Genomic DNA, 25,555 nt, shown 5'->3' with positions numbered 1-25,555 from the left:
ACCCCCGCATGGACATATCCAGCGGGGGTTTTTGCTTTGTAAAACCCCCATATGAGCAGAACACCCGGGAGGGAAGCTGGCCGACCTAGGCCGATATTTACTTCAGCTCTTGAGTTTTATGTCGCCCGCTCCATTATAGCATACTTCCCATCTCGCCCACATGAACAGTACATCGCTCAGGCGGTTTAGGTAGGTGGTTTCCGGTGGTGTGCCGATGTTTGTGCCGATGCAGGAGCGTTCTGCGCGTCGGCAGATGGCTCGGGCGAGGTGAAGGCGGGCGCTGTTTTCAGTTTGGCCCGGCACCACGAAATCGGTAAGCGGTGGCAGTTGGGCGTCGAAACGGTCGATCTCAGCCTCAAGAGCGCTGATAGCCTGCTCCGGGATGCCGGGGATGTCGCGTTTGCCTTCTGCGCTGAGACGCGCGCTGATGACGTAGAGATTGCGCTGAATCTCGATGATCTGATCCGCCAGAAAGGGATTGACCGCGCGTGCAAGACCCAGCGCGGCCGACAATTCGTCGAGATCGCCGACTGCGGCCACACAGGCGTCGTCCTTGCGGGCGCGACGACCGGAGAACAGCGAGGTTTCTCCCCTGTCTCCCTTCTTGGTGTAAATCTTCATGGCTCGCTTCTCTCCAGCCGGTGGAGCGGCAGAACATAGGAGATACCGCCCTCCTCCGCGCATTTCGCGGTGATGGAATAGGCTTCCGCCAGATTGGGTCCGGTCAACACATCGGCCGGCGTCCCGTCCGCGATCTTGCGCCCTTCCGCCATCACGATCAGACGGTCGCAGAAGCGCGCCGCAAGCGTAAGGTCGTGCAGGACCACGAGAATCCCCGCGCCCGATCGTGCCTGCGCCTGAAGCACCTCCATGATTGCGAGTTGGTGGTAGGGGTCGAGCGCGGCATTGGGCTCGTCGGCCACCATGATGGGCGCCTCCACCGCCAGCGCGCGGGCAATGAGGATGCGGGCCCGCTCACCGCCGGACAATCGGTCCATGGTGCGGTTCTGCAGCTCCGTGACGCCCGCGAGCGACAATGCCCGGTCGATGGCGACGTCGTTCTCGGCCGGGGTGCTGTTGCGATGCGGGAGACGGCCGAGAGCGGCCACCTGACGGGCACGAAGTGGCCAGTGGACCGGGCCAGCCTGGGCGAGGAAAGCGACGTCGCAGGCGCGCTCACGCAGCGGGATGGCGTCCAAAGCCACGCCATCGTAGCTCACCGTACCGGACTGGGGCTCGATCAAGCCGGCCAACGCACGCACAAGACTTGTTTTTCCGGCCCCGTTCGGCCCGATGAGGCCGACAAATTCACCGCCCCCCAGAGTCAGGCTCACTCGGTCTACGACCGCCCTGCCCTTGATGCAGACGGTCAGATCGCTTGCATCGATCCGCATCACAGCACGTCCCGGCGCAGGCGCCAGACCAAAGCGAACAGGAAAGGCGCGCCAAGGAGGGCCGTGACCACGCCGAGCTTCATTTCCGGCTGTGTGGGGATGAGACGCACTCCAATGTCGGCGCAGAGCAGCAGGATCGCACCACCCAAGCCGCTGACGATAAGGATCTTTCCGGCGCTGTTTCCCACGAGGGGACGGACCAGATGGGGCATGATGAGGCCGACGAAGCCGATGGCGCCGGACACCGCCACCGCGCTGCCCACGCACAGGCCCACGCCTGCAATGACCCGCAGCCGCAGCACATCGAGATCGAAACCGAGCGAACGCGCACTGTCCTCTCCAAGCGTCAGAGCGTCGAGCGACGGTCCGCAGCGGGCCAGCAGGAACCAGCCGAACGCCATCAACGGCAGCGCCAGATAGACGTGGTCGAGCCCGCGATCCGCGAGGGAGCCCATCAGCCAGAACACGATTTCCGTGATTGCATAAGGGTTTGGCGCGAAATTGAGGGCCAGCGAGGTGAGCGCCGCAGCGAGGCTGGAGAGCGCCACGCCGGCGAGGATGAGGGAGGTGGTGCCGGCCCCCCTGCCCGCCAGGATGTACATGGCCGTGGTCGCCAGCATGGCTCCGGCAATGCCGCCGAGCGGCAAGGCCAGCGAAAATGCCGCCGCCATTCCCGAATAAAAGGTGATGACCGCGCCCAGAGCGGCCGTGGCGGACACACCGATGATGCCGGGGTCTGCCAATGGGTTGCGCAGCCAGCCCTGCATGGCCGCGCCCGAAATTCCGAGGCTGAAACCGACGAGCGCGCCCAGGATGGCGCGGGGCAGGCGCAGCTCGAAAAACACGATGCTTTCGAGCGTTTCCTGACCGGCGAGACGTGTGCCGATGGCTGCGCCGATGTTGAGCGGGTATGTGCCGATGAGTGCCGATGCCGCAATCAGCAAAAACATCAAAATAATAAGCAAAAACAATATCTTGCGTGGCATCAGCGCACCGGGTGCAGGAGCGTGCGTGCGCTGATGCGCACGGCCGCCGTCCTCAGGACCTCGACGGCATCCGCAAGATGAGGACCGGCGCAGGACCACAGACGCGACGGCAGGGCGATCGTTTCGACCCGGCCGCGCAGCGCGCGCAGCACCGAATGGCTCAGGATCTCGTTGGCCAGTGCCGGGCCTCGGTCGGCCTCGTCGACGATCAGGGCATCGGGCCCCGACATGATTGCCGTTTCGAGCGGGATGCCGGTCTCGCCGCCTTTGGCAAGGGATGGCGAGAGGCTTTCGAAGCCGGCCCGCTCGACGATATCGTCCAGGATCGAGCCCGGGCCGGCGGCGACACCGTAGGCGCCGAGCACCAAAGCGCGTGGGCGTGGCCCGAGCGCCGGGAAGGTCTGGCGCGACAGGCGCTCCTCCATCGCAGAGACGATCTCCCTGCCCTGCCCGGTTTCCCCCAATTCAGCCGCAAGATCGAGGATCTGGTCGCTTGCCTCGGACAGGGTGCTTGGAACGCCCAGTTCCACCACCGGGATTCCGGCGCGCCGCAGGATATTGACGCTGGTGCGCGTGGTGTAGATGCCGGCGAGAACGAGATCCGGCTTGAAGCGGAGCACCTCCTCGGCGCTGCCGCTGTTGGCCGGGATGCCGCGCGCCTGGTCCGCCATGGCCGAGCTCAGCGGATCGGCGGCGAGCCAGGTCAGAGAAGCGATGCGCTCCCGCGGCACGAGCTGCAGGAGCAATTGATCGGCACAGAGGTTCAGGGAGACGATGCGCTGAGGAGCGGCCGTCGCCGCGGTGGACACCACCGAAAGCACGACAGCCAAGACCCAGCGAACCATCATCTGCCCTGTTCTGCAGCCACCCGAACCGGGCCGACGATCAGAAGTTTACGCGCATTCCCGCGATCGCGACACGACCCGGCGAACCATAGGTGTAGGTCTCTTCATACTCTTCGTCGAACAGGTTTTCGACCCGCGCATAGATTTCCTTGTTGTCATCAATGCGATAGCTGCCGCGTGCGTTAACGGCAACATATGAATCCAGGGTTGTGCGGTAGCTGCCATAGGTGGGAGCCGGCAGGAAGGCGAGGTCTTCCCGATCACCGACATAAACCAGCCCGACGCCGACATTGGCGCGACCGTCCAGGAAGGCGAGATCGGCGTTGAAGCTGGCGGAATGCTCCGGCCGGCGCAGCAATTGGTTGCCGTCCGGATCTTCGCCGTCGAGCCAGGTGTAGGCCGCGCGCAGGCTGAGATTGGGCAGGGGCCGCACGGTGAGGCCGAGCTCGATGCCGCGTGTCTGCGCCCGACCGTCGCCGTTCACGTATTGGGATTCGAAGGTCGGAGTGTAGGCGGTGGTGATGAAGTCCTCGATCTCCTGATCGAAATAGGTGGCTTCGATGAGGACGCGATTGTCGAAGAGGGATTGGTCGACACCGACGTCCCAGCCGCGCGAACGCTCCGGCAGAAGGTCGGGGTTGGGCAGAACGGGGTAGACGCCGGGCGAGCCGTAAAGCTCATACAGCGACGGGTCCTTGATGCCCGTGCCCCACGAGGCGCGGAACTTGGTGCCGGTCTGCTGCACCACATAGGCGCCGGTCAGGCGATAGGTCGTGTTGTCGTCGAAATCCTCGTTGAGATCGTGCCGGATGCTGCCGGTGAGGAACAGCTGGTCCCAGAAGCCCACCGAATATTGCCCGACGAGGCCCGTCTGGTCGCGCGTGCGGTCAAGATCGATGAAATCGCTGCGGACGCTCGCCTCGTTGATCTCGTGATCGACCGCCAGCGTCACGCTCTGTGCGATCTGGGGCAGGCTGTCGGTGCGGATGTCGAAGGTGCTCTGATAATCGAACTTGGTCTTGGTGCCCTCATACGAACCCGTGAGCGCGCCGTTCGAGAAATAATCGTACTCGTCGTGATTGCCGCTGACGCGGAAGAGCTGCTGCCAGCGACCGTCATACAGGTCGAGCTTGGCCTGCGCCCGGCCTAGGAAGGTCTTGCCCTCGGTCTCGGCGTCGCCGTCAATGGCCGCGACGGCTCCGAAATCATCGCTGTCGGAAGAATAGCCGGAGGCGCGGCCGACGAAATCGAAGCGCAGATTGTCGCGCGCCTGGAAGCCGAATTTGGCGAAGGCGGTGCCGTTCTCGTAGCCGTCCTTCTCGCTGTTGCCGCGCCATTCGGCGGCGCTGGAGAAACCATCGGTGCGCAGGCCGCTGGCACTGAGGAAATAATCGAAACGGTCCTTGGCGCCGCCGACGGAGGCACCCCCCGCGACGGTGCCCCTGCTGCCGGCCTCGACGAAGGCCGAGCCGCGGGCCGGCCCCTCGCCCCGCCGCGTGATGATGTTGACCACGCCGGCGACCGCGTCCGACCCGTAGAGCGCGCTCTGCGGACCGCGCAGGACCTCGATGCGCTCGACATCGAGCGCCAGAAGATTGGCGAAATCGAAGGAGCTGTCGAGATTGGCCGGCGAATTGACCTCCACGCCATCGATGAGAACGAGCGTGTGGTTGGATTCCGCGCCGCGAACGCGCAGCTGGGTGAGATTGCCCAGCGCGCCCGTGGTGTTGACGCTGACGCCCGGCACCGAACGCAAGGCGTCCGAGACCACGCGGACCTGACGCTGCTCCAGCTCCTCGCGCGTGATGATGGTGACGGCGCTGCCGACCTCCTTCGCCGGCGTGGGCGTGCGGTTGGCGGTGACGACGATTTCCTCGAGCTCGATGGGGGCCGCCGCGACATCTGCCGGCGCGGTCTGCGCCGCGGCGGCGATCGTCATCAGGCCGAGAGCGGCGGAGGATAGAAGAAGGGTACGCGACATGAGGACCTCTGGCGAAACGCCAAAATGGTGCATCACCGCGAGGGACGCCCGGGCCCGCCGCCCCCCAAGGCGGACCGGCACCCAAGACGACCGCCGGAACACCCCGTCCGACGCTCTCGCGCATGACCATGCTGACGGCAGGTCTCCTGGCTCGCGGGTGTCTTCCCGTGCCGCCTTCCCGAACACAGGTTCAGTGGCCATTGGCACGGGACCGCCGCTCACAGTTGCGGGGGCAGCCGCGGGATGGGCCCGAAAGCCGCACCGCGTTCCCTTTTCATCCTCCGAAGAGGAACCGTCGGCCATGGTCATCCGCCAGATTGGCGCGCATTGCAAAGCAAGAGCGCAATCATCATCTCGAAAAAGCGCCCTCAACCGCCTGCTTTGTGACGCTTTCTGGCGATTGTTGCCTTTTTGCGATAGAGGAAGCGGCGGGGCGATGCCCTTGATTGCCCTATCCCCCGTGCCGAGGTTTCCCGATGTCCACACGCGAAGAACGCCGCGCGGCGCTCGACGAACTTGCCCGGACCCGCGTCATCATTCTCGACGGCGCGATGGGCACCGTGATCCAGAACTACAAGCTGCAGGAGCCGGACTTTCGGGGCGCGCGCTTCGCCGACCATGCGGTGGACCTGCAGGGCAACAACGACCTGCTGACGCTGACGCGCCCGGACGTGATCAAGGGCATCCACCGGCAATATCTGGAGGCCGGGGCGGACATCCTCGAGACCAACACGTTCAACTCCACCACGATCTCGCAGGCGGAATACAAGCTCGAACACGTCGCCGCCGAGCTGAACCGCGAGGGCGCGCGGCTGGCGCGCGAGGCCGCCGACGAGATGGAGGCGGAGACCGGCTCGCCGCGCTTCGTGGCCGGCGCGCTGGGACCGACGAGCCGCACGGCCTCGATCTCGCCGGACGTCAACAATCCGGGCTTCCGCAATGTGACGTTCGACGAGCTGCGCGAGGCCTACAAGGAGGCGACACGGGCGCTGATCGATGGCGGCGCGGACCTCATCCTGGTGGAGACGATCTTCGACACGCTGAACGCCAAGGCCGCCTTGTTCGGCGTGCAGGAGGTGTTCGACGAGATGGGCGTGGAGCTGCCGATCATGATCTCGGGCACCATTACCGATTTGTCCGGCCGCACTCTGTCGGGCCAGACCACGGAGGCGTTCTGGAACTCGATCCGGCATGTGAAGCCGTTCAGCGTGGGGCTGAACTGCGCGTTCGGCGCCGAGCAGATGCGGCCCTATGTGGCGGAGCTGTCGCGGGTGGCGGACACGCTCGTCTCGTCCTATCCGAACGCCGGGCTGCCCAACGAATTCGGCGAATATGACGAGACGCCCGAGACCACCGGCGGGCATCTGTGCGAATGGGGCAAGGCGGGGCTCGTCAACATCGTCGGCGGCTGCTGCGGCACGACGCCGGGGCACATTCGCGCCATCGCCGAACGCGTGAAGGGCCTGCCACCCCGCGACGTGCCCCAGGTGGAGCGCAAGCTGCGCCTGTCCGGACTGGAACCCTTCGAGGCCCGCGCGTGAACGACATCTCCACCGCCAGTTTCATCAATATCGGCGAACGCACGAACGTCACCGGCTCGGCGCGCTTCAAGAAGCTGATCCTGAACGGCGATTACGACGCCGCGCTTGCCGTCGCCCGCCAGCAGGTGGAGAGCGGCGCGCAGGTCATCGACATCAACATGGACGAGGGCATGCTGGACAGCGAGGCTGCCATGGTGCGCTTCCTGAACCTCGTGGCCTCCGAGCCGGACATCAGCCGCATTCCGGTGATGATCGATTCATCGAAATGGTCGGTCATCGAGGCCGGGCTGAAATGCGTTCAGGGCAAGTCGATCGTCAATTCGATCAGCCTGAAGGAGGGCGAGGAGCCGTTCCTGCGGCAGGCGCGGCTGATCCGCCGCTATGGCGCGGCCGTGGTGGTGATGGCGTTCGACGAGGTGGGCCAGGCCGACACCGCCGAGCGCAAGTTCGAGATCTGCGCGCGCTCCTACAAGCTGCTGACGGAGGTCGTGGATTTCCCGCCCGAGGACATCATCTTCGACCCCAACATCTTCGCGGTGGCGACCGGCATCGAGGAGCATAACAATTACGCGGTAGAGTTCTTCGAGGGCACGCGCCGCATTCGCCAGGAATTGCCGTATGCCCACGTGTCGGGCGGCGTGTCGAACGTGTCGTTCTCGTTCCGGGGCAATGAGCCGCTGCGCGCGGCGATCCATTCCTGCTTCCTGTTCCATGCCATCCGAGCCGGCATGGATATGGGCATCGTCAATGCCGGAGCGCTGACGCCCTATGAGGACATTCCGGCCGAGCTGCGCGAGCGCGTCGAGGACGTGCTGCTGAACCGGCGCGCCGACGCCACCGACCGCCTGCTGGAAGTGGCCGGCGACTTCAAGGCCGGTGCGGCGGCCGAAGTGGACATGAGCTGGCGCGAGCAGCCGGTGCGCGAGCGCCTGGTCCACGCGCTGGTCAACGGTATCACCGAATTCATCGACGCCGACACCGAGGAAGCGCGCCAGATGTCGCCCCGCCCGCTCGACGTGATCGAGGGGCCGCTGATGGACGGCATGAACGTGGTGGGCGATCTGTTCGGCTCGGGCAAGATGTTCCTGCCGCAGGTGGTGAAGAGCGCCCGCGTGATGAAGAAATCGGTGGGCTATCTGCTGCCCTTCATCGAGGAGGAGAAGCTCGTTTCCGGCAACACGCAGCAATCGGCCGGCAAGATATTGATGGCGACCGTGAAGGGCGACGTCCACGACATCGGCAAGAACATCGTCGGCGTCGTGCTGCAGTGCAACAATTACGAGGTGGTCGATCTCGGCGTGATGGTGCCGGCGGCCAAGATCCTCGATGCCGCCGAGACCGAGAAAGTGGACGTGATCGGCCTGTCCGGCCTCATCACGCCCAGCCTCGACGAGATGGCCTATGTGGCGGCCGAGATGCAGAGGAAGGGCATGAAGATGCCGCTCCTCATCGGCGGCGCGACGACGAGCCGGATCCACACCGCCGTGAAGATCGAGCCGAATTACGGCAAGGGCGTCGTCTATGTGCCCGACGCCAGCCGCGCGGTGGGCGTGGTGGGGCAGCTGCTCGGCGAAAAGACGGGCGTCGAGTACATCAAGGGCGTGCAGGACGAATATCGCGGCATCCGCGAAAAGCACGGCCGCGGCAAGAAGACCGGGCCGCGCCAGACCATCGCAGGCGCGCGGGCCAACAAGGCCCGTATCGACTGGGCGAATTACCAGCCGCCGCGCCCGAACGTGCTCGGCGTGCGCGCGCTCAATGGCTACGACCTCGGCGAGATCGCGGGCTTCATCGACTGGGGGCCGTTCTTCTCGACCTGGGAACTGGCCGGCGGCTTTCCGCAGATCCTCGAGGATTCGGTGGTGGGCGAGGCCGCGCGTGCGGTCTATGCCGACGCGCAGGCCATGCTGAAGCGCATCATCCTCGAACGCCGGCTGAAGGCGCGCGGCGTGTTCGGCTTCTGGCCCGCGAACAGCGTGGGCGACGACGACATCGAAATCTATGCCGACGAGGACCGCAGCGAGGTGATCGCGACGATCCACACGCTGCGCCAGCAGATGCTGCGCGACAATGACCGCGCCAATTTCGCGCTGGCCGATTTCATCGCGCCGAAGGACAGCGGCAAGATCGATTACATCGGCGCGTTCGCGGTGAACACGGGCGTCGGGCTGGACGACATCGTCGCGAAGTATGTGGCCGACAAGGACGACTACAATTCGATCATGGTGAAGGCGCTGGCCGACCGGCTGGCCGAGGCCTTCGCCGAACGCCTGCACCAGCGCGTGCGTCAGGAATTCTGGGGCTATGCGGCGGATGAAAGCCTCGCCAACGAAGACCTCATTGCCGAGAAATATCAGGGCATCCGCCCGGCCCCCGGCTATCCCGCCTGCCCCGACCACACTGAGAAGACCACCCTGTTCCGCCTGCTCAACGCCGAGCGCCATGCCGGGCTGGAGCTGACCGAGAGCATGGCGATGTATCCCGGCGCGGCGGTGTGCGGCATGTATTTCGGCCATCCCGAAGCCGCCTATTTCGGCGTCGGCCGTATCGAGCAGGATCAGGTCGAGGATTATGCCGCCCGCAAGGGCGCGAGCGTGGAAGAGATGGAGCGCTGGCTGGCGCCCAGCCTCAACTACGAACGGAGCCTCGCGGCGGCGTCCTGACCTCGGATTTCACCGAGCTCGGGCGAACAGATTCCTCCGGGCTTGATTGATCGAACCGCCACTCCTCGCCGGCGATTATCGGGCAGAGTGGATGCCCGGTTCGGGCGGCGTAACGATATATTTGGTGAAATATATCGGATCTCGACGGTTCGCACTGGAGAGAGCGGTTGCGGCCCGGTATGTTCCGACGAAACAAGCGGAGCGATCCTTGTCCGACGCCTTGCGTACCAGCGTGACCGATAACGTGTCCGAACAGCTCCGCGTGCTTGCGGAGGAAGTGCGGCGTCACCGCAAGATGAAGGCCCTTTCGCTGGAGGGGCTGAGCGCCCTGTCGGGCGTGAGCCGCTCCATGATCTCGAAAGTGGAACGCGGCGAGACCGTGCCCTCGACCGGCACCCTGTCGCGGCTGGCCGAGGCGCTGGGCACCACCTTCTCGCAATTGATGGCACACCCGGAAGAGCAGGAGATCATCGTGATCCCCGCTGCGCGGCAGCCCATCCTCTCGGACGCCGAATCCGGCTATACGCGGCGCTGCCTGTCGCCCGTGCTGCCGGCGCGCGGGATCGACTGGGTGCTGAACACTCTTCCGGTGGGGAGCACGACCGGGGAGTTCGTCGCGCACCGTCGTGGTGTCGAGGAATACATCTACGTGCTGAAGGGCCGGCTGGAAGTGAGCGTCGGCGAACGCCGCATCATTCTGAGCGAACGGGATTCGCTTTATTTCCAGGCCGACGCGATCCACGCCTTCACCAATCTGGGCGCCGGGGTGTGTGAGTACTTTTTGATCATCGACAGCAGCAAATTGCGGTAAGTTCACGCTTCTCACGCAGTGGAATTTCCTCCACTATCGGCTCTATCACTATGGAGCCCATGCATGAGCGCGCGTTCGATTATCGCCACGGAAGCTGCCCCCAAGGCCGCCGGTCCCTATTCCCAGGCCATCACCGGCAACGGCCTCGTTTTCGTTTCCGGACAGCTTCCCATGGATCTCGCCGGCGCGGTGCCGGACGGGATCGAGGCACAGACCCGCCAATCCCTGGCCAATGTGCTGGCGGTGCTTGAAGCCGCGGGCAGCGGGCCGGAGCAGGTCGTGAAAACGACCGTGTTCCTCAAGGACATGAACGACTTCGCCACGATGAACGGCCTCTATGCGGAGGTGTTCGGGACCTCGCTTCCCGCGCGCTCCACCATCGAAGTGGCGCGCCTGCCGCGCGACGTGCTGGTCGAGATCGAGTGCATCGCGCTCGCGCCCGGAGCCTGAGCCGATGACCGCCTGGAGCGGAGGCACACTCCTCCACATTCACATCGCCGAAGCCGCTTCCCACGAGATGGAAGAGCTGAGCGAGGCCAAGCTGGTGGCCGGACGCGGCATCGAGGGCGACCGATATTTTCTCGGCACCGGCACCTATTCGCCGAAGCCGGACATCCGCGAGGTGACGCTGATCGAGGTGGAGGCCCTGGAGGCGCTGGCCAAGAACGACCCGCCGCTGCAGGCGGGGCCCATCGTTCTGGAGCCCATCGACCATCGCCGCAACCTGACCACGCGGGGCGTGCCGCTCAACCATCTGGTGGGCAAGCGCTTCCGGGTGGGCGAGACCGTTCTGCGCGGCGGACGGCTGAACTTCCCCTGCAAATATCTGGAAGAGCTGCTGGGTTCGCCGGTCTACCTGCCGCTCTACAACCGCTCGGGCCTGAACTGCACGATCGAGACCGGCGGCACGATCCGGCCGGGCGACGCGATCGAACCGCTCGACGAATAGGCCCCGCCATGAGCGCCCGCGTGATCATGAAACTGGTGGTGACGGAGCGCATCGCCGAGGCTGAGGACGTCATGGTGCTGGTGCTGCGCCATGCCTCGCGCCCCGCTTTGCCCGCCTGGCGCGCGGGGGCGCATATCGACGTGCACCTGCCCGACGGCAAGGTGCGGCAATATTCGCTGTGCGGCGATCCGGCCGATCTCTCGACCTGGCGCATCGCCGTCAAGCGAGAGGCCGGTGGGCGCGGCGGTTCCGGCTGGCTGTACGACAATCTGGCGGCGGGAGATGCGATCAAGGCCTCGGCGCCGCGCTCGCATTTCGCGCTCGACGAAGGCGCCAGCCGCCACATCTTCATCGCCGGCGGGATCGGGGTGACGCCCCTTGTGCCGATGGCGCGCGAGGCGGCGGCGAAGGGAGGGGAATTCCACGTCCATTATTGCGCGCGCGGCGCGGATAAGGCGGCGCTGCTGGGCGATCTGCGCGCGATCTGCGGCGACCGGCTCACCACCTATTTCTCCGGCGACCGACGCTTCGACGCCGACGCCGTGCTGGCCGCGGAGGGCAACGCGCCGGGCACCCATGTCTATGCCTGCGGCCCGGCGCGGCTGACGGATGCGGTGCGCGCGGCCGGCACAGCCCTAGGCTGGCCGGAGGAGCGCCTGCATTTCGAGGTGTTCAAGCCCGTGCTGGACGAGAATTTCAAGCCGGAGCCGTTCGACATCCTCATCCGCTCGACCGGGGAGGTTTTGCGCGTTCCTGCCGAACGTTCCGCGCTGGACGTGTTGAAGGAGCGAGGCTTTTCGCTTCTGTCCTCGTGCGAGCTGGGCGTCTGCGGATCGTGCATCTGCGGCTACAGCGAGGGCAATGTCATCCATCGCGACAGCGTGCTGGGGCTGCACGACCGGCAATCGCGCATGGCGCCGTGCGTGTCACGCGCCCGGGGATCTGTGACACTCGACCTCTGAACCGCCATCTGGCACGACGCTTGCTTCCTCTTTGATGGAAATTATTCCACTAAAGGGGATTTGGGATGTCGGATGCGACGGTTTTTGGGGGCGACCCACCTATCACCACCTCGAGCGAAGGGGCACTGACTTCGTCCGAGCGACAGAAGATCGTCTGGTCGAGCGTCATCGGCACGACCGTCGAATGGTATGACTTCCTGATCTACGGGACGGCGGCCGCTCTGGTCTTCAACAAGCTGTTCTTCCCGAACATCGACCCGGCCGTGGGCCTGATCGCGTCGTTCGGCTCCTACGCCGTCGGTTTCCTGGCCCGGCCGCTGGGCGGGATCATCTTCGGGCATTTCGGCGACAAGCTCGGCCGCAAGGCCATGCTGTCCCTGACGATCATCATCATGGGGCTGGGCACGTTCCTGATCGGCTGCCTGCCCACCTATCAGCAGGTGGGCATCCTGGCGCCGATCCTGCTGGTGACGCTGCGCCTCGTGCAGGGCATCGGCATCGGCGGCGAATGGGGCGGCGCGGTGCTGATGGTGGTGGAGAGCGTGCCCGACCACAGGCGCGGCTTCTTCGGCAGCCTCGTGCAGCTGGGCTATCCACTCGGCGTCATCAGCTCGATCGGGGTGTTCGCGCTGGTTTCACTGCTGCCGGAGGAGGCGTTTCTGAGCTGGGGCTGGCGCGTGCCGTTCCTCGCCAGCGCGCTGCTGGTGGTGTTCGGCCTGTTCATCCGCCTGAGGCTGCACGAGACGCCGGCCTTCCAGCGGGTGAAGAAGGAAAACGTGGTGGCGCGTATGCCGCTGATGGAGATCCTGACCGAGCATCCGCGCGTGTTCCTGACCGCCGTGGGGCTGAAGGTGTCGGAAATCGCCTATGTGAGCATCGTGACCGTGTGGTCGATCTCGTATGTGACGGGGCAGCTGGGCCTGCCGCGCAGCGTGATCCTCAACGGCATCCTGATCGCGGCGTTCATCGAGCTGTTCACGCTGCCGCTGTTCGGCCTGCTGTCGGACCGTTATGGCCGCAAGGCGCTGTTCGTCGTGGCGTGCGTGTTCTCGATCGGCTTCGCGTTCCCGATGTTCTGGCTGTTCGAGACGCGCGACCCGACCGTGATCGCCATCACGGTGGCGGTGGCGCTGAGCCTTGGCCAGGGCATCATGTTCGGCACCGGCGCGGCGTGGATGTCGGAGCTGTTCGATGCCCGGCTGCGCTACACGGGCGCGTCGATGGGCTTCCAGGTGGGCGCGGCGCTGAGCGGCGGCTTCACGCCCATCATCGCGGCGGCTCTGATGGCCTGGAGCGGGGCGACGTGGCCGATCTCGGTGTATCTGATCGTGCTGGCCTGCGTGACGCTGGGCGCCACGATGATCGCGCCCGAGACCGCGCGCAAGAAGATCGACTGACGGTGACGGCCGCCGCGCGGGGGGACCGCGCGGCGGCCGATTGCTAATATTCCCGTTCGATGCCGACGCCGCCCGAGGCGCTGCCGTCGGCGCCCGCGCCAGCCTGGATCTTGATGTTGCGCGTGACGTCGAAATTGAGGGTGACGCCCGTGTCTTCCGGCGTGGAGCCGGCCTTCACGCCTATGCTGGTGCGATCGTTGATGTAGCGCGAGGCGCCCACCGCGACGCCGCCTTCGGCGCCCGTGGTGATGTCGAGGCTGTCGACACCGAGGCCCTTGCGCATGCTCTCGAACACGCCCGGCCCGCCGCCCGCACCGGAGAATTGCGCCACCGCCTGGGCGAGCTGCAGGGCCTGACCGGCCGAGAGACCGCCCGCCGCCTTGCCGAACAGGAGGCGCGACAAGACCTCGTCCTGCGGCAGGTCCGGGTTGGAGGTAAAGACGAAATCGGGCGCCGAGGCGTTGCCGGTGACCCCGACCTGGGCCGTGACGTCGCCCGCCGTGGTTTCGGCGAGGAAATCGAGCTCGGGCATCAGATCGCCCGCGAAGGTGAGGCGGCCGCGATTGAGATCGATACGCTGGCCGATGATGTCAAACCGGCCGCGCCGGAGTTCGAACGCGCCCATGGCGACCGGGCTGGCGCTGGTGCCGGTGAGGCGCAGATCGCCGCCGAGCTCGGCATTGAGGCCGCGCCCGCGCACGAAGATGCGGTTGGGCGCCTCGAGCACGATGTCGAGCGTGGCGAGGAAGGGGGCCTGCCCCTTGCCCCGGTTGGCGCGCATCTGGCGGGCGATGCGCTGCTTGGCGACACCGCGCGCACCGACATGCTTGGTCTCGGGCAGCGGCTGGAGCGTGGCCGGCAGGCGATCGGGCACCGCGACGTCCATGGAGACGAGACCGATGCGACCGGAGATGCGCGGCGTGCGCGCCACCGGGCCGGTGATCGTGAGATCGAGATCGGCCACCGCCGTGACGATGTCGCTGGCGACGAGCTGGGCGCGTTGGCCACCGATGCGGATGTTGGCCGGGAAGCCGGCGGCGGGATCGACCTCGATGCGGCCGCTGCCGGACATTGTGCCGCCATTCGGCGTGACGGCGGAGAGGCGCTCGACCGTGATGACATCGCCGCGCGCAATGAGGCGGGCGGTGATGGCGTTGAGCTGCACGCCCTGCGCCTGATCGGTGAAGGTGCCGCCGTCAAGGCCCAGCGTGCCGTTGATCTGCGGCTGAGCGGCCGTGCCGGTGACGCGGACGTCGACCGCCGCCGTGCCGGTGACGCGCTGGCCGCTGGCGCCAAGGAAGGTGTTGGCGACGGCCGCATCGAGGCGGCCATTGGCGCGGACATCGAGATTTCCGGCCGCGGAGAGCGGGGCCGAACCGGCAACCTTCATGGAGCCGGCGCGGCCGGCATTGACCGTGCCGTCGATCGTGGCGCGTCCGCCGTCGAGCCGACCGCGCGCGTCGACCGCGAGCGGCGGCAGGCCGTATTCGCGCGTCTGCGGCGCGGTGATGCCGGCAAGGTTGATGGCATAGGTGCCGGACGGCGCCGACGCCGAGCCGGTGATACGGGCCTGGCCGCTGGCCGTGCCGGCGATGCCGAGGCCGGGCGTGACGATCTCGGCGGCCGACAGCGGCACGGCGCGGACATCGACCGAGAGATCGAGCGTGGAGCCGGCGCGGCCGGAAGCCGCGATGCGACCGCTTTCCACGGCGATGACGAGATCGGACAGGGTGACGCCGCCATCGGTGAAGGCGATGCGGGCGGGGCCGGCAAGCGCGATCTGCCGCCCCCCACGGCGGGCGCTGAAGCTGGCGAGATCGAGCCGGTTCGGCGTGCCGGGCACGAGGCGGCCCTTGCCGGCGAGATCGAAGCCGCGCGCGCGGGCGGTGAGATCGAGATCGCTGCCGGACGGCGTGCCGTTGGCGACGAGACGGACGTTTTCGAGGCTCTGACCGCCGGCGGCGATTTCGGAGGCTTCGATGACACCGTCCATCACCGGGCGACCATAGAGATCGCTGGCGCGGGCGTCGGCGGTGAAGTTGCGGACCGCGTTACCGGCGTAGACGAGACGCTCGCCACGCGCCTTGACGTTGGCGTTCTGACGGCCTTCGGGGGCGTCGAGCACGATGTCGGCGTCGAGCTTTCCGCCGAGGCGGGCGAGGACGAGCGGCGAGATGTCGTCGAGGTCCTGCGCGCGCACAGTGAGGTTGCCGGCGGCGCGGTTGGCGGCGTCGAGGCGGACCGCGCCCTTTGCCGTGACGGTGCCGATGGCGACGTCGAGCGCGGGGACGTTCCAGCCACCTTCCGGCAGACGGGCGAGATTAACGGTACCCCGCGCGGGCTTGCCGCCGATATCGCCAGCCAGCGAGACATTGGTGTTGGCCGTGCCCTTGAGGTCGCTGGCGAGCACGTTGAGCGCGAGGTTGCGGATGGGACGACCCATGGCGCTGCCGTCGGCCAAAGTGGCGTCGGTCGTGACGCCCGGAGCGCGCAGCGAACCGGTGAGGCGCGCGTCGAGCTTTGCGCGGCCCGACAGGCGGGCATCGGCCCGGCGGATGTCCGGCAGATCGACGACCAACGCGACATCGGCATTGGTCTGGGTGGCGCGGCCGTTGGCGACGGCTTTCAGATGCGCGCCGTCCAGACGGAGATTGTCGAGCGCGAAGCCGCCGCGCACCTGGCTGACGGTGCCGGTGAGCGCCACATCACGGCCGAACAGGCCATCGACGATGGGCGTGCCGGTGGCGAGATCGCTGAGGCGGCCATCGAGCGCGGCGTCGATGGTGCGACGCGGATCGCCGGTGAGGCGGGCCGTGAGATTGGCGGCGCCATCGACCGGGCGGCCGGCAATGCCGGAAAACGCGGCGAGATCGTCGATGCGGGCGCGGGCATTGGCGTCGATGAGATTGGTGCCGAAGCGTCCGTCGAGGCTGGCGGAGGCGGTGGGGATGTCCAGCCGTCCCTCTTCCAGATTGAGGACGCGCTGCTCGTCGAGGGTGCCCTTCGCCACGAGGTCGATGCGGTCGCCCAGGGCGCGCGCAAGGTCGCGATCCGTGGGCCTGAGGCCGCGCGCCTTCACGTCTGCGTCGAGGGTGAAGTTTTTCGTGCCTTCGACCGGCTCCATGCGGACGAGCGCCGTGAGCGTGTCGAGGCGCCCTTCGGGCAGCACGACCTCGCCGGCGTCGAGCGTGCCGTTGAGGCGCGGCGAGGCCATGGGTCCGGTGAGGCGGGCGTCGAGGGCCAGATGGCCGATCTCGGCCTGGCCGGCACGGGTGCGGCCGCCCTCGGAGGGCAGCGCGCGGGCGACGAGGTTCAGGTCGAGGTTGCGGTTGGCGGTGATGAAGCCACTGACGCCGAGGCGCGCCACCTCGGAGGTGATGGCGAATTCCTCGATGGCGTAGCCGCCGTCATCGCCGAACACGACGCTGCCGGTGAGCGCCGTGGTGTTGCGAACTACCGGCGCGAGCGGGGCCGGCATGAGGCCGGCGATGCGCGATTTGAGATCGAGATTGAGGCGGCGGATCTGATCGTTGCGGACGAGATTGGCCTGGCCCTGCGCGCCGATGTCCGGCCCGGCGTCGAAATTGAGGTTGGAGGACCAGCCGTCGAGTGGGCCGCTGCCGGCGATCTTGAGGCTGACCGGCGGCAGGCCCGGAATGTCGGCGGCGTGGGCGATGAGGCCGCGCTCCGGCTCGTCGAGATCGACGCGCAGATCGAGCTGCTGGGTGTTGGGCACGAAGCCGAGCTCGACCACGAAGGCACCCGGCGCGTCCTGACGGCGGGCATCGATGTTGAGCTTCAGCCCCTCCTTCGGATCGCCAAGCTCGGCATGGCCGCTGGCGTCGAGCACGCCCGAGATCCCGAGCACCGGCTCGCCCAGACGCAGATCGTCGAGCGTGAACTTCTCGATCAGCACCTTGACCGGCAGTTCGGGCAGGATCGGGCCTGCCTCCTCCGGAGCGGGCTCCTCCTCCGAGGGCAGCGGCTTGCGCAGCACGTTGAGGCCGGTGATCGTGAGGTCGTTGACCTGGAGACGGCGGCGCAGCAGCGCGAGACGGCTCCACGACAGGCTGGCCTTCTCGACGATAAGCCATTCGCCATCCGCATCCGAGATGCGGACGTCGTGAATGGTGGAATCGGACGACAGCGCGCCCTCGATGCGGCCGATATGGACCTTCGACGTGGGCGTGGACAGCACCTTGGAGAGCAGGCTGCCCAGCGCGCTCTGGTCGTCTTCCTGGGTGTAGGCCGGGACGCCGACGACGAGCGCGGCACCCGCGCCTGCGAGGCCGGTGGCGAGGACGAGGCCCGCGAGGAGCTTGCGCATGTGCGGCATCAGAAGGCCTGCCCCAATCCGATGTAGAGCGCGTAATCCGGATCGCCCTCGCCGGGATTGACCGGCACGGCGACGTCGACGCGGATAGGGCCGATGCCCGTGTAATAGCGCAGGCCGAGGCCGGCCGCGAAGCGAACCTCCTCGTCGAAATCCGGCAGGGTGTCGGCGAAGGCGGTGCCGGCATCGACGAAGGGCACGACTCCGATCGTGTCGGTGATGCGGATACGTGCCTCAACCGAGCCTTCGAGCAGGCTGCGGCCGCCGACCGGCTCGCCCTCGAATTTGGGGCCGAGGCTGCGGTAATCATAGCCGCGCACCGAGCCGCCGCCGCCCGCGAAGAAGCGGCGATTGGCCGGGATGTCCTCGATCTCGGCACCTGCCAGCGCGCCGAAGCCGATGCGGGCGGCGAGCACGTAACGCGCCTCCTCGTCGAACGCGTAATAGGTGGAGGCCTTGATCTGGCCGACCGTCATCGACACCGAATTGTCGAGCGCGTCGAAATAGGAGCCGAGCGAAGCGTTGGCGCGGATGCCGCGCGTGGGCTCCAACAGATTGTCGGTGGAATCGTAGGTCATGCCGGCGCGCACGCCGAACAAGGTGTAATCGAGCGGATCGTCGGTGATGTCGGTGAGGACGTCCTCGCTCTCGCCGATCTCGAATTCCGGCCCGATCTGCAGGGAGAACGTGTCGGTGAAACGGTGGCGGATCGCGGCCTGCACGTTGCCGACGCTGGCGAGATAGCCCTCGGTGGCCTCGCGGCTGATGCTGGCGTCGAGCAGGAGATCGTTGCGGCTGCCGCCGAGCGCGGGCTTGACGAAGCTGGCCGCCAGACGGCCGCCGAGGTCTTCCCACTGGAAATCGCCGAAATCGGGCAGATTGCTGCTGCCGCGCTGGGCGGCGAACAGGCTGGCGTCGAGCCGCAGGCGCTCGGCCCCGCCGAACAGATTGCGGTGGACCCAATAGGTGCTGATGGCCGGGCCGTCGGTCGTCGAATATTCGGCGCTGGCGCCGATCAGGCGCGGCTTGCGCTCGGTGACCTCGACCGAGACCGGGAGGTTTCCGTTGGCGTCGAGCGCGGTGCCCTCGCGGATGCGGACCGAGGAGATGGCCTCCACCCGGCCGATGGATTTGCGGATGTTGCGCAATTCCTGTGGCGAATAGAGCGTGCCGGTGTCGGTGTAGATATAGGACTGCACGATTCGGGGATCGACGTCCTTGGTGCCGCTGACGGTGATGTCGCCGATGCCGGCGGTGGGGCCGGCCGACATCAGGAGCGTGACGTCCATGACCGCACGCTCGTGGAAGACCACGGGCTCGCGCCGCACCGTCTTGGCGAAGGGTTTTCCGGCGTCGCGGAAATGATCGATGATGCGGGCTTCGGCGGCCAGGATGTCGGCCGCGCTGGCGGTGGCGTCGGGTTCCAGCTTGACCACGCGCTGCGGCAGGGCCTCGACCGGGAACGGCGCGCCTGTGGCGGCGTCGAGCACGCGCACGCTGCGGAAGGTGAAGCGCGGGCCAGGATTGGCGACGATCCTGACCGGAACGCGAGCGCGGGCGCGATGGGCCTCGGCGAAGGCGGCGGCGGCCGAATCGAGGCCGTTGGCCTTCACGGCGTGCTCGCCGACGAAGATCGTAATCTCGGCGTTGTAATAGCCGGCGCCCCATTGGGCGTCGATCATGCGGTCGATGTCGGACCGCGCGCGCAGGGCCAAGGATGCGCCGTCCGGCGGTGGATCGGCGCGCAGGCGGTAGAGGTTCGACGCGTCCTTCAGAGCCTGCTGGAGGTCCTTTGCGTCGCCCGTTTCGAAGGTGATGTCGTAGGGGATGGATTCGGCATTGGGCTCGACCGGCTTCTCGCCGAACAGGCCGAAAAGAGCATGAGCCGGAGCCGGCGCGACCACGGCGCCCAGAACGGCGAGCCCGAGGCCCGCACATACGTTTACGCGATACAGAAAGCTACGCATGGTCCCCCGGCTGGCGCCCTGCCAGTCTGAAGACTCTCCCGCCCGCGAGCACAAGAGCCGCTTCTTTTTCCCCCGAAAGCGATTAACACTTTCACCCTTACCGTAAACCAAGGCGGCGTGCGGATGAAGCTCTTTCCGCCATGCGGGCGCCGCGATATGGGCAAGGTACCGCCACACCGTGACCTGTTTGACGCGGTTGCGGCATGAGCCCGAGGAGGATGCCATGATCCATCACGTCTCGCTGGGGACCAACGACATCGCCCGGGCACGCGCCTTCTACGACCCCCTGATGGCCCTGCTGGGCCTGCGTCTGATCGAGGCGGACGAGCGGGCGGCCGATTACGGGGCAAGCGAGATCATCTTCAGCCTGGAAATTCCGGTGAACGGCCAGCCCGCGACGGCCGGTAACGGCGTGCATGTCGCGTTCGCGGCAGGAGACCGCGCAAGCGTGGACGCCTTCCACGCGCAGGGACTGGCGCTCGGCGGGCGCGACGCCGGGGCGCCCGGCCTGCGGCCGAACTACGACCCGAATTATTACGGCGCGTTCCTGTTCGACCCGGACGGCAACAAGATCGAGGCCGTGACCTATTCGGGCAAATAGGTCACGGGCCCGTGGTTTGACGGGCCGCGGGCGATGGCCGACAATGGGACGTGCTCATCGCAGCGGCTCCCGAGGATCGGGGCTCCAGATCGTGGACGTCACGCCTTGCGCATCTTGCGCTGGCGGGGGCATTGCTGTGCTCGGCCTCGGCCGCGGCTTTCGCCGAGGGCGCGCTGACGCCGTGGACCGGGGGCACGAAACCGGCTTTCACACTCGACAGTCTGGACGGCCCGAAGCTGTCGCTTGAGGATCTGCGCGGGCAGATCGTGCTCGTGCATTTCTTTGCCACCTGGTGCGAGCCGTGCGTGGAAGAAATGGCCTCGCTGGAACGCCTGAACGTGCGGCTCAAAGACGAGCCGTTCCGCATCGTCGCAATCGATGTCGGGGAGGTGGATGCGCGGGTGCGCACCTTCTTCCGCGACCATCCCGTGAGCTTTCCCGTGGTGCTGGACCGCGACCGCGCCGTGCTGAAGGCGTGGGAGGTGGGCGGCCTTCCGACGAGCTATCTGCTGGGACGCGACCTCCTGCCGGCGCACTGGTCCGAAGGGCCGCTGGACTGGGATTCTCCCGAGGTCGAGGCCGTTCTCAGGCCCCTGTTCGGCACCGCCATCACGAACAACCAAAACCAACAAGAAAGAGAGACACATCCATGATCACGCGCCGCCATGTCCTCCTCACCGGCACCGCCTTCGCGGCGGCCGGCCTGCTGCCGCGCCTTGCCTGGGCGGCGGACGAGACCACATTCGCGCCGAAGCCGGGCGCCTGGCGCACCTTCGAGGTGACGACACGGATCGACCTGCCCAAATCCGACGGAAAGGTGCAAGCGTGGGTTCCCCTGCCCTCGGTGCATGAGGATGCCTGGATCCGCCCCGACGCGAACGATTGGGACAGCAATGGCGCGACGGCGAAGGCGGAGCGCATCGAGAAATACGGCGCCGATCTGCTGCACGTGGTGTTCAAGGAGGGCGAGGAGAAGCCGTTCGTAGAGGTGAAGAGCCGCTTCAGCCTGCAGGACCGCGCCATCGACCTCGCCAAGCGCCACGAGGCCAAGCCGCTGACCGATGCCGAGCGTGGGCTCTATCTGGAGGCGACGGAGCTGATGCCGACCGACGGCATCGTCAAGGAGACCTCCGACCGGATCGTGGCCGGCAAGGAGGGCGACGAGGCCAAGGCGCGCGCCATCTACGAATGGGTGGTGGACAACACGTTCCGCAATGCGGCGACGCGCGGCTGCGGCACGGGCGACGTGGCCTCGATGCTGCGCAGCGGCAATCTGGGCGGCAAATGCGCCGACCTCAACGCGCTCTACGTGTCTTTGGTGCGCGCGGCGGGCGTGCCGGCCCGCGACGTCTACGGCGTGCGGGTGGCGCCATCGAAGTTCGGCTACAAGAGCCTCGGCGCGAACAACGAAGTCATCACCAAGGCGCAGCATTGCCGCGCGGAGGTCTATCTGGAGGGCCATGGCTGGGTGCCCACCGACCCCGCGGATGTCCGCAAGGTCGTGCTGGAGGAACCGCCCGGCAAGCTCGAGCTGAACGACCCCAAGGTCATTGCGGCGCGTGGCACCCTGTTCGGCGCGTGGGAAGGAAACTGGCTGGGCTACAACGTGGCGCGCGACGTGACCCTGCCCGGCTCCACCCACAAGGTGGCGTTCCTGATGTACCCGCAGGCCGAAGTGGCGGGCGCCCTGCTCGACTGCCTCGACCCGGACAATTTCCGCTATGCGATCAAGTCTGTGGAAATCACGGCCTGAGGACAGGGCGGCGGCTGGGCGGACCGGCCGCCGCCACTATCTTTCCGATGAGCATGAGCGCGATCTATCTCGATTATAACGGCACGACGCCCGTGGCACCCGAAGTGCTGGAGGCAATGCTGCCGTTCCTCACCACCGAATTCGGCAACCCCTCCTCCGGACACGCGCGCGGGCGGACCGCCCATGCCGTGATCGAACGGGCGCGCGAACAGGTGGCCGGGCTGATCGGAGCCGAGCCGGACGAGATCGTGTTCACCGGCAGCGGCACGGAGGCCAGCAATCTGGCGATCCGGGGCATCGTGCGCGGCCGCGCGCGCCGCACGGTCGTGACAAGCGACATCGAGCACCCGGCGACGCAGGCCTGCTGCCGCGCGCTGGAGAGCGAAGGCCATTACGTGCGGCGGGTGCGGGCGCGGCGCGACGGCATCGTGTCGGCCGAGGACATGTCCTATGTGATCGGCCGCGAGGCGGCGCTCGTGACCATCATCCACGCCCAGAACGAGATCGGCACCCTGCAGCCGCTGGCCGAGATGGCGCCGCTGGCGCGAAAGGCCGGCGCGCTGCTGCACGCCGACGCCGCGCAATCGATCGGCAAGGTGGCGGTGAATGTGCGGGCGCTCGGCGTCGACCTGCTGTCGATCGCCGGTCACAAGCTTTATGCGCCGAAGGGCGTGGGCGCGCTCTATGTGCGGCGGGGTGTCGAATTGCGGCCGGTCCTGGTGGGTGCCGGACAGGAACGCGGATTGCGGCCGGGCACGGAGAACGTGGCGTTCATCGCCGGGCTCGGCGCGGCGTGCGCGCTGGCCGGACGGCGGCTGGAGGAGGATGCGGCGGCCCTGAAGACGCACTCGGCGCGCCTGCTGGCGCTGCTGAGGGAAAAGGTGCCCGGCATCGCGCTGGTGGGCGATCCCGAGCGGCGGCTGCCGAACACGCTGAACGTGCTGTTTCCCGATGTCTCGGGGCGACGGCTCCTGCAGGACTGCCCGGAGATCGAGGCGTCGAACGGATCAGCCTGCCATGCCGGCAGCGAGGCGCCATCTGCGGTGTTGTCCGCAATTGGCATCACAGCCGAAAAGGCGCTTGGTGCTGTCCGGCTTTCGCTCGGGCGGGGGACAAGCGAGGATGACGTGGAACGGGCGGCTGCGGCGCTGGCGGGGGCGTGGCGGCGGCTGAGAGAGGGGCAGCCCGGAGAGGCTGCCGTGGAGGTCTGACCCGAGATGAACGATGCAGTGATCCAGGCCGTGAAATCCGACGCGGCCCCGCGCCTGACGAGCCTTGCCCATGGCGGCGGCTGCGGGTGCAAGCTGGCGCCCGCCGTGCTGCAGCAATTGCTGGCCGACCAGCCCGCCGCCGGAGCCTATCGGCAGCTTCTGGTGGGCACCGAGACCGGCGACGACGCCGCCGTCTGGCAGATCGACGACGAGACCTGCGTGGTGGCGACCACCGATTTCTTCATGCCGATGGTGGACGATGCCCGCGATTTCGGCCGCATCGCCGCCGCCAACGCCATTTCCGACATCTATGCCATGGGCGGGAAGCCGATCTTCGCGCTGGCGGTGCTGGGCATGCCGCTCGACAAGCTGCCGATCGAGACCACGCGCGAGATATTGAAGGGCGGCGCGGAAATCTGCCGCGAGGCCGGTATCCCGGTGGCGGGCGGGCACTCGATCGATGCGCCCGAGCCGATCTATGGATTGGCGGTGATCGGCCTCGTCCATCCGAAGAATCTACGCCGGAACAATGGCGCGAAGCCGGGCGATGCCCTGATCCTGACCAAGGCGCTGGGTGTCGGCATCTATTCGGCGGCGTTCAAGAAGGACGAACTGACGAAGGCCGCCTATGACGAGATGATGGCCTCGGTGACGCGGCTGAACCGGATCGGCGCGGACCTTGCGGGCGACAAGGATGTCCATGCCGTGACCGACGTGACGGGGTTCGGCATTCTGGGCCATGGGCTGGAGATGGCGCGCGGCTCGAAAGCCGTGCTGAACATCAGCCTGGCCGATCTGCCGTTCCTCTCGCAGGCCAAGAAGCTGGCGCAGGCGGGCCGCGTGACGGGCGCTTCCGGCCGCAATTGGGCGAGCTATGGCGAGGGCGTGCAATTGCCCGCAGGGCTGGACGACTGGCAGCGCGCGCTGCTGACCGACCCGCAGACCTCGGGCGGGCTCCTGATCGCCTGCAAGGCGAGCCGGGCCTATGAGCTGACGAAGACGATCCGGGCGGCGGGCTATGCCTCGGCGCGCGAGATCGGCACCGTGTCGGCCGGAGAGCCGAAAGTCGTCGTCAGGGCCTGATCAGGAGGCTTCGGTCTCGTCGATCCGCATCTGGCGGCCCCAGACGTCGAAGAAGCCGCCTTCGTTGAGGACGAGACGATCGTCCTCGATGCGGCTTTCGAGCAGGCGCAGGCGCACGCGGGCCATCGGGTCCGGCACGGGCTGGCCGTTCTCACGCTCCGGGAAGAAAGCCGCGCCGTCCCAGCCGATTCCGGCGCTGCGGAACATCAGCGAGACATCGCCCCAATCCATGTCGTCGCCGATGACATGCACGAAGGTGGAGCGCAGGGGCTCGACCTTCGGCTCGGCGATGCGCACCAGCACGATGAGCGCGGTGAACGGGCCCTTGCGGAAGGTTTTCCGCAGCCAGAGGTCGAAATCGGTTCTCAATCCCGCTTTCCTAGAAGTCGACAAGCGGCGTCTCCGGCATGTAGCGGTCGAACAGAGCGTAGAAATCGACGCCGGTGTCGTCGCGGTACCAATCCTCGAAGGCGCGCAGCCGGGCGATGGCGGCATCGAGATCGGGCGGCGCGGCCTCTCCTTCCCCCTCGGCGGGCTGGACCACCACCAATGCCTGGAAGAACGGGGTCAGCGCGTCCAGCACCTCGGCCTTGCGCGGGCTTTCGCTGTCCCAATCCAGCTCGCGGCGGACCGCGCCACGGGCGGCGGCAAAAGCGGTCTGCGGATCCTCCTGCGAGGTGACGGCGCGGGCCACGGCGCGCACCAGATTGAGCCGGCGGAAGGCGGTAACACGCTCGGCCGCCAGCGCCTGGATGTGGCGGGCGGCCTCATTGCGATAGGCCTGCTCGGCCCCGCGCGCCTGTTCGGCCGCGCTCTCGAAACCGGCGATGAGATCCTCGGCGCGGAAGGCGGCGGTCATGCGTTTCTCCGGTCGGACGAGGCGGCGTGGGATGGCGGAGGAGAATGGGAGTCGAACCCACCAGAGACCGTCTGACGGCCCCTCCCGGATTTGAAGTCCGGACGCCCCACCGGGGACGCTTCTCCTCCATCGTCGGCATCTTCGGAGGACGCGAACAGGTCGATCCGCTGCCGGTTGATGCGCCTGAGATCGCCGCGCCGGATGGTGACGCCGTGACGA

Annotated in this window: 19 protein-coding genes, 1 tRNA gene, 1 pseudogene and 1 riboswitch; of the genes and pseudogenes, 11 read left to right on the top strand and 10 right to left on the bottom strand. The window is 67.1% G+C overall.

The genetic code is table 11. The annotated features are described in order from the left end of the window. Positions 1–102: 102 nt before the first annotated feature. Genes ACQ6S1_RS11030 through ACQ6S1_RS11010 form a run of 5 tightly spaced genes read right to left on the bottom strand, consistent with a single transcriptional unit; the run spans position 103 to position 5,206 of the window. Positions 103–621, bottom strand: coding sequence for a cob(I)yrinic acid a,c-diamide adenosyltransferase (locus tag ACQ6S1_RS11030; RefSeq protein WP_445041220.1), 519 nt, complete (start codon positions 619–621; stop codon positions 103–105). Then, entirely contained in the window at positions 618–1,394 is a 777-nt protein-coding gene (locus tag ACQ6S1_RS11025; RefSeq protein ID WP_445041219.1) for an ABC transporter ATP-binding protein, read from the bottom strand. Before ACQ6S1_RS11025 ends, ACQ6S1_RS11030 begins: the two co-directional genes overlap by 4 nt. Then, positions 1,394–2,380, bottom strand: coding sequence for a FecCD family ABC transporter permease (locus ACQ6S1_RS11020; protein WP_445041218.1), 987 nt, complete (start codon positions 2,378–2,380; stop codon positions 1,394–1,396). Before ACQ6S1_RS11020 ends, ACQ6S1_RS11025 begins: the two co-directional genes overlap by 1 nt. Continuing rightward, positions 2,380–3,228, bottom strand: coding sequence for an ABC transporter substrate-binding protein (locus tag ACQ6S1_RS11015; RefSeq protein WP_445041217.1), 849 nt, complete (start codon positions 3,226–3,228; stop codon positions 2,380–2,382). Before ACQ6S1_RS11015 ends, ACQ6S1_RS11020 begins: the two co-directional genes overlap by 1 nt. Positions 3,229–3,265: 37 nt before the next feature. Continuing rightward, the gene (locus ACQ6S1_RS11010; RefSeq protein ID WP_445041216.1) at positions 3,266–5,206 is read right to left on the bottom strand and encodes a TonB-dependent receptor plug domain-containing protein; all 1,941 of its coding nucleotides are present in this window, start codon (positions 5,204–5,206) and stop codon (positions 3,266–3,268) included. Positions 5,207–5,326: 120 nt separating this feature from the next. Further along, a riboswitch (cobalamin riboswitch) is annotated at positions 5,327–5,518 on the bottom strand. Positions 5,519–5,682: 164 nt separating this feature from the next. Between ACQ6S1_RS11010 and metH the strand changes: the two are divergent. The 6 genes and pseudogenes from metH to ACQ6S1_RS10980 all read left to right on the top strand — a co-directional run bounded on the left by metH (position 5,683) and on the right by ACQ6S1_RS10980 (position 13,529). Further along, a pseudogene (gene metH, locus ACQ6S1_RS11005) lies at positions 5,683–9,410 on the top strand (methionine synthase). A gap of 208 nt (positions 9,411–9,618) precedes the next feature. Beyond that, a complete protein-coding gene (locus ACQ6S1_RS11000) occupies positions 9,619–10,221 on the top strand; it encodes a helix-turn-helix domain-containing protein (RefSeq protein WP_445041215.1) in 603 nt (200 codons plus the stop codon). Between the two features lie 63 nt (positions 10,222–10,284). After that, positions 10,285–10,671 (top strand): Rid family detoxifying hydrolase, encoded by a 387-nt coding sequence (locus ACQ6S1_RS10995; protein ID WP_445041214.1) that lies wholly within the window; start codon positions 10,285–10,287, stop codon positions 10,669–10,671. A 4-nt stretch (positions 10,672–10,675) separates the two neighbouring features. After that, a complete protein-coding gene (locus tag ACQ6S1_RS10990) occupies positions 10,676–11,170 on the top strand; it encodes an MOSC domain-containing protein (RefSeq protein ID WP_445041213.1) in 495 nt (164 codons plus the stop codon). Between the two features lie 8 nt (positions 11,171–11,178). After that, complete coding sequence (locus ACQ6S1_RS10985; RefSeq protein ID WP_445041212.1) at positions 11,179–12,132, top strand: PDR/VanB family oxidoreductase; 954 nt, start codon at positions 11,179–11,181, stop codon at positions 12,130–12,132. A 65-nt stretch (positions 12,133–12,197) separates the two neighbouring features. Then, entirely contained in the window at positions 12,198–13,529 is a 1,332-nt protein-coding gene (locus tag ACQ6S1_RS10980) for an MFS transporter (RefSeq protein WP_445041211.1), read from the top strand. A 43-nt stretch (positions 13,530–13,572) separates the two neighbouring features. On the opposite strand, the gene ACQ6S1_RS10975 is transcribed toward ACQ6S1_RS10980, so the two are convergent. Both ACQ6S1_RS10975 and ACQ6S1_RS10970 read right to left on the bottom strand, forming a co-directional pair. Beyond that, positions 13,573–17,856 (bottom strand): translocation/assembly module TamB domain-containing protein, encoded by a 4,284-nt coding sequence (locus ACQ6S1_RS10975; protein WP_445041210.1) that lies wholly within the window; start codon positions 17,854–17,856, stop codon positions 13,573–13,575. Positions 17,857–17,864: 8 nt separating this feature from the next. Further along, on the bottom strand, positions 17,865–19,829 hold the full coding sequence (locus ACQ6S1_RS10970; RefSeq protein WP_445041209.1) for an autotransporter assembly complex protein TamA: 1,965 nt from the start codon (positions 19,827–19,829) through the stop codon (positions 17,865–17,867). 223 nt (positions 19,830–20,052) lie between these two features. Here ACQ6S1_RS10970 and ACQ6S1_RS10965 point away from each other — a divergent pair, with 223 nt between their 5' ends. The 5 genes from ACQ6S1_RS10965 to selD are packed head-to-tail and all read left to right on the top strand — an operon-like array spanning position 20,053 to position 24,477. Further along, positions 20,053–20,430 (top strand): VOC family protein, encoded by a 378-nt coding sequence (locus ACQ6S1_RS10965; RefSeq protein ID WP_445041208.1) that lies wholly within the window; start codon positions 20,053–20,055, stop codon positions 20,428–20,430. 50 nt (positions 20,431–20,480) lie between these two features. After that, positions 20,481–21,083: a TlpA disulfide reductase family protein gene (locus tag ACQ6S1_RS10960; protein ID WP_445041207.1), complete on the top strand. Its 603-nt coding sequence runs from the start codon at positions 20,481–20,483 to the stop codon at positions 21,081–21,083. Then, positions 21,080–22,183 (top strand): transglutaminase-like domain-containing protein, encoded by a 1,104-nt coding sequence (locus ACQ6S1_RS10955; RefSeq protein WP_445041206.1) that lies wholly within the window; start codon positions 21,080–21,082, stop codon positions 22,181–22,183. The genes ACQ6S1_RS10960 and ACQ6S1_RS10955 overlap by 4 nt, the downstream gene beginning before the upstream one ends. 53 nt (positions 22,184–22,236) lie before the next feature. After that, on the top strand, positions 22,237–23,394 hold the full coding sequence (locus tag ACQ6S1_RS10950) for a cysteine desulfurase family protein (protein WP_445041205.1): 1,158 nt from the start codon (positions 22,237–22,239) through the stop codon (positions 23,392–23,394). Positions 23,395–23,400: 6 nt separating this feature from the next. After that, positions 23,401–24,477, top strand: coding sequence for a selenide, water dikinase SelD (gene selD / locus ACQ6S1_RS10945; protein ID WP_445041204.1), 1,077 nt, complete (start codon positions 23,401–23,403; stop codon positions 24,475–24,477). Here selD and ACQ6S1_RS10940 read toward each other — a convergent pair whose 3' ends face one another. From ACQ6S1_RS10940 to ACQ6S1_RS10930, 3 genes are all read right to left on the bottom strand, one after another. After that, a complete protein-coding gene (locus tag ACQ6S1_RS10940) occupies positions 24,478–24,846 on the bottom strand; it encodes a hypothetical protein (protein WP_445041203.1) in 369 nt (122 codons plus the stop codon). It abuts the gene before it with no gap. A gap of 10 nt (positions 24,847–24,856) precedes the next feature. Further along, a complete protein-coding gene (locus tag ACQ6S1_RS10935; RefSeq protein ID WP_445041202.1) occupies positions 24,857–25,336 on the bottom strand; it encodes a hypothetical protein in 480 nt (159 codons plus the stop codon). A 32-nt stretch (positions 25,337–25,368) separates the two neighbouring features. Beyond that, positions 25,369–25,464 (bottom strand) — tRNA-Sec (locus ACQ6S1_RS10930). Positions 25,465–25,555 lie beyond the last annotated feature (91 nt).

It is taken from the genome of Terrihabitans aquatilis (assembly GCF_052542005.1).
The sequence above is the reverse complement of the archived record's forward strand: the minus strand, read 5'-3'. Positions and strand labels throughout refer to the sequence as shown.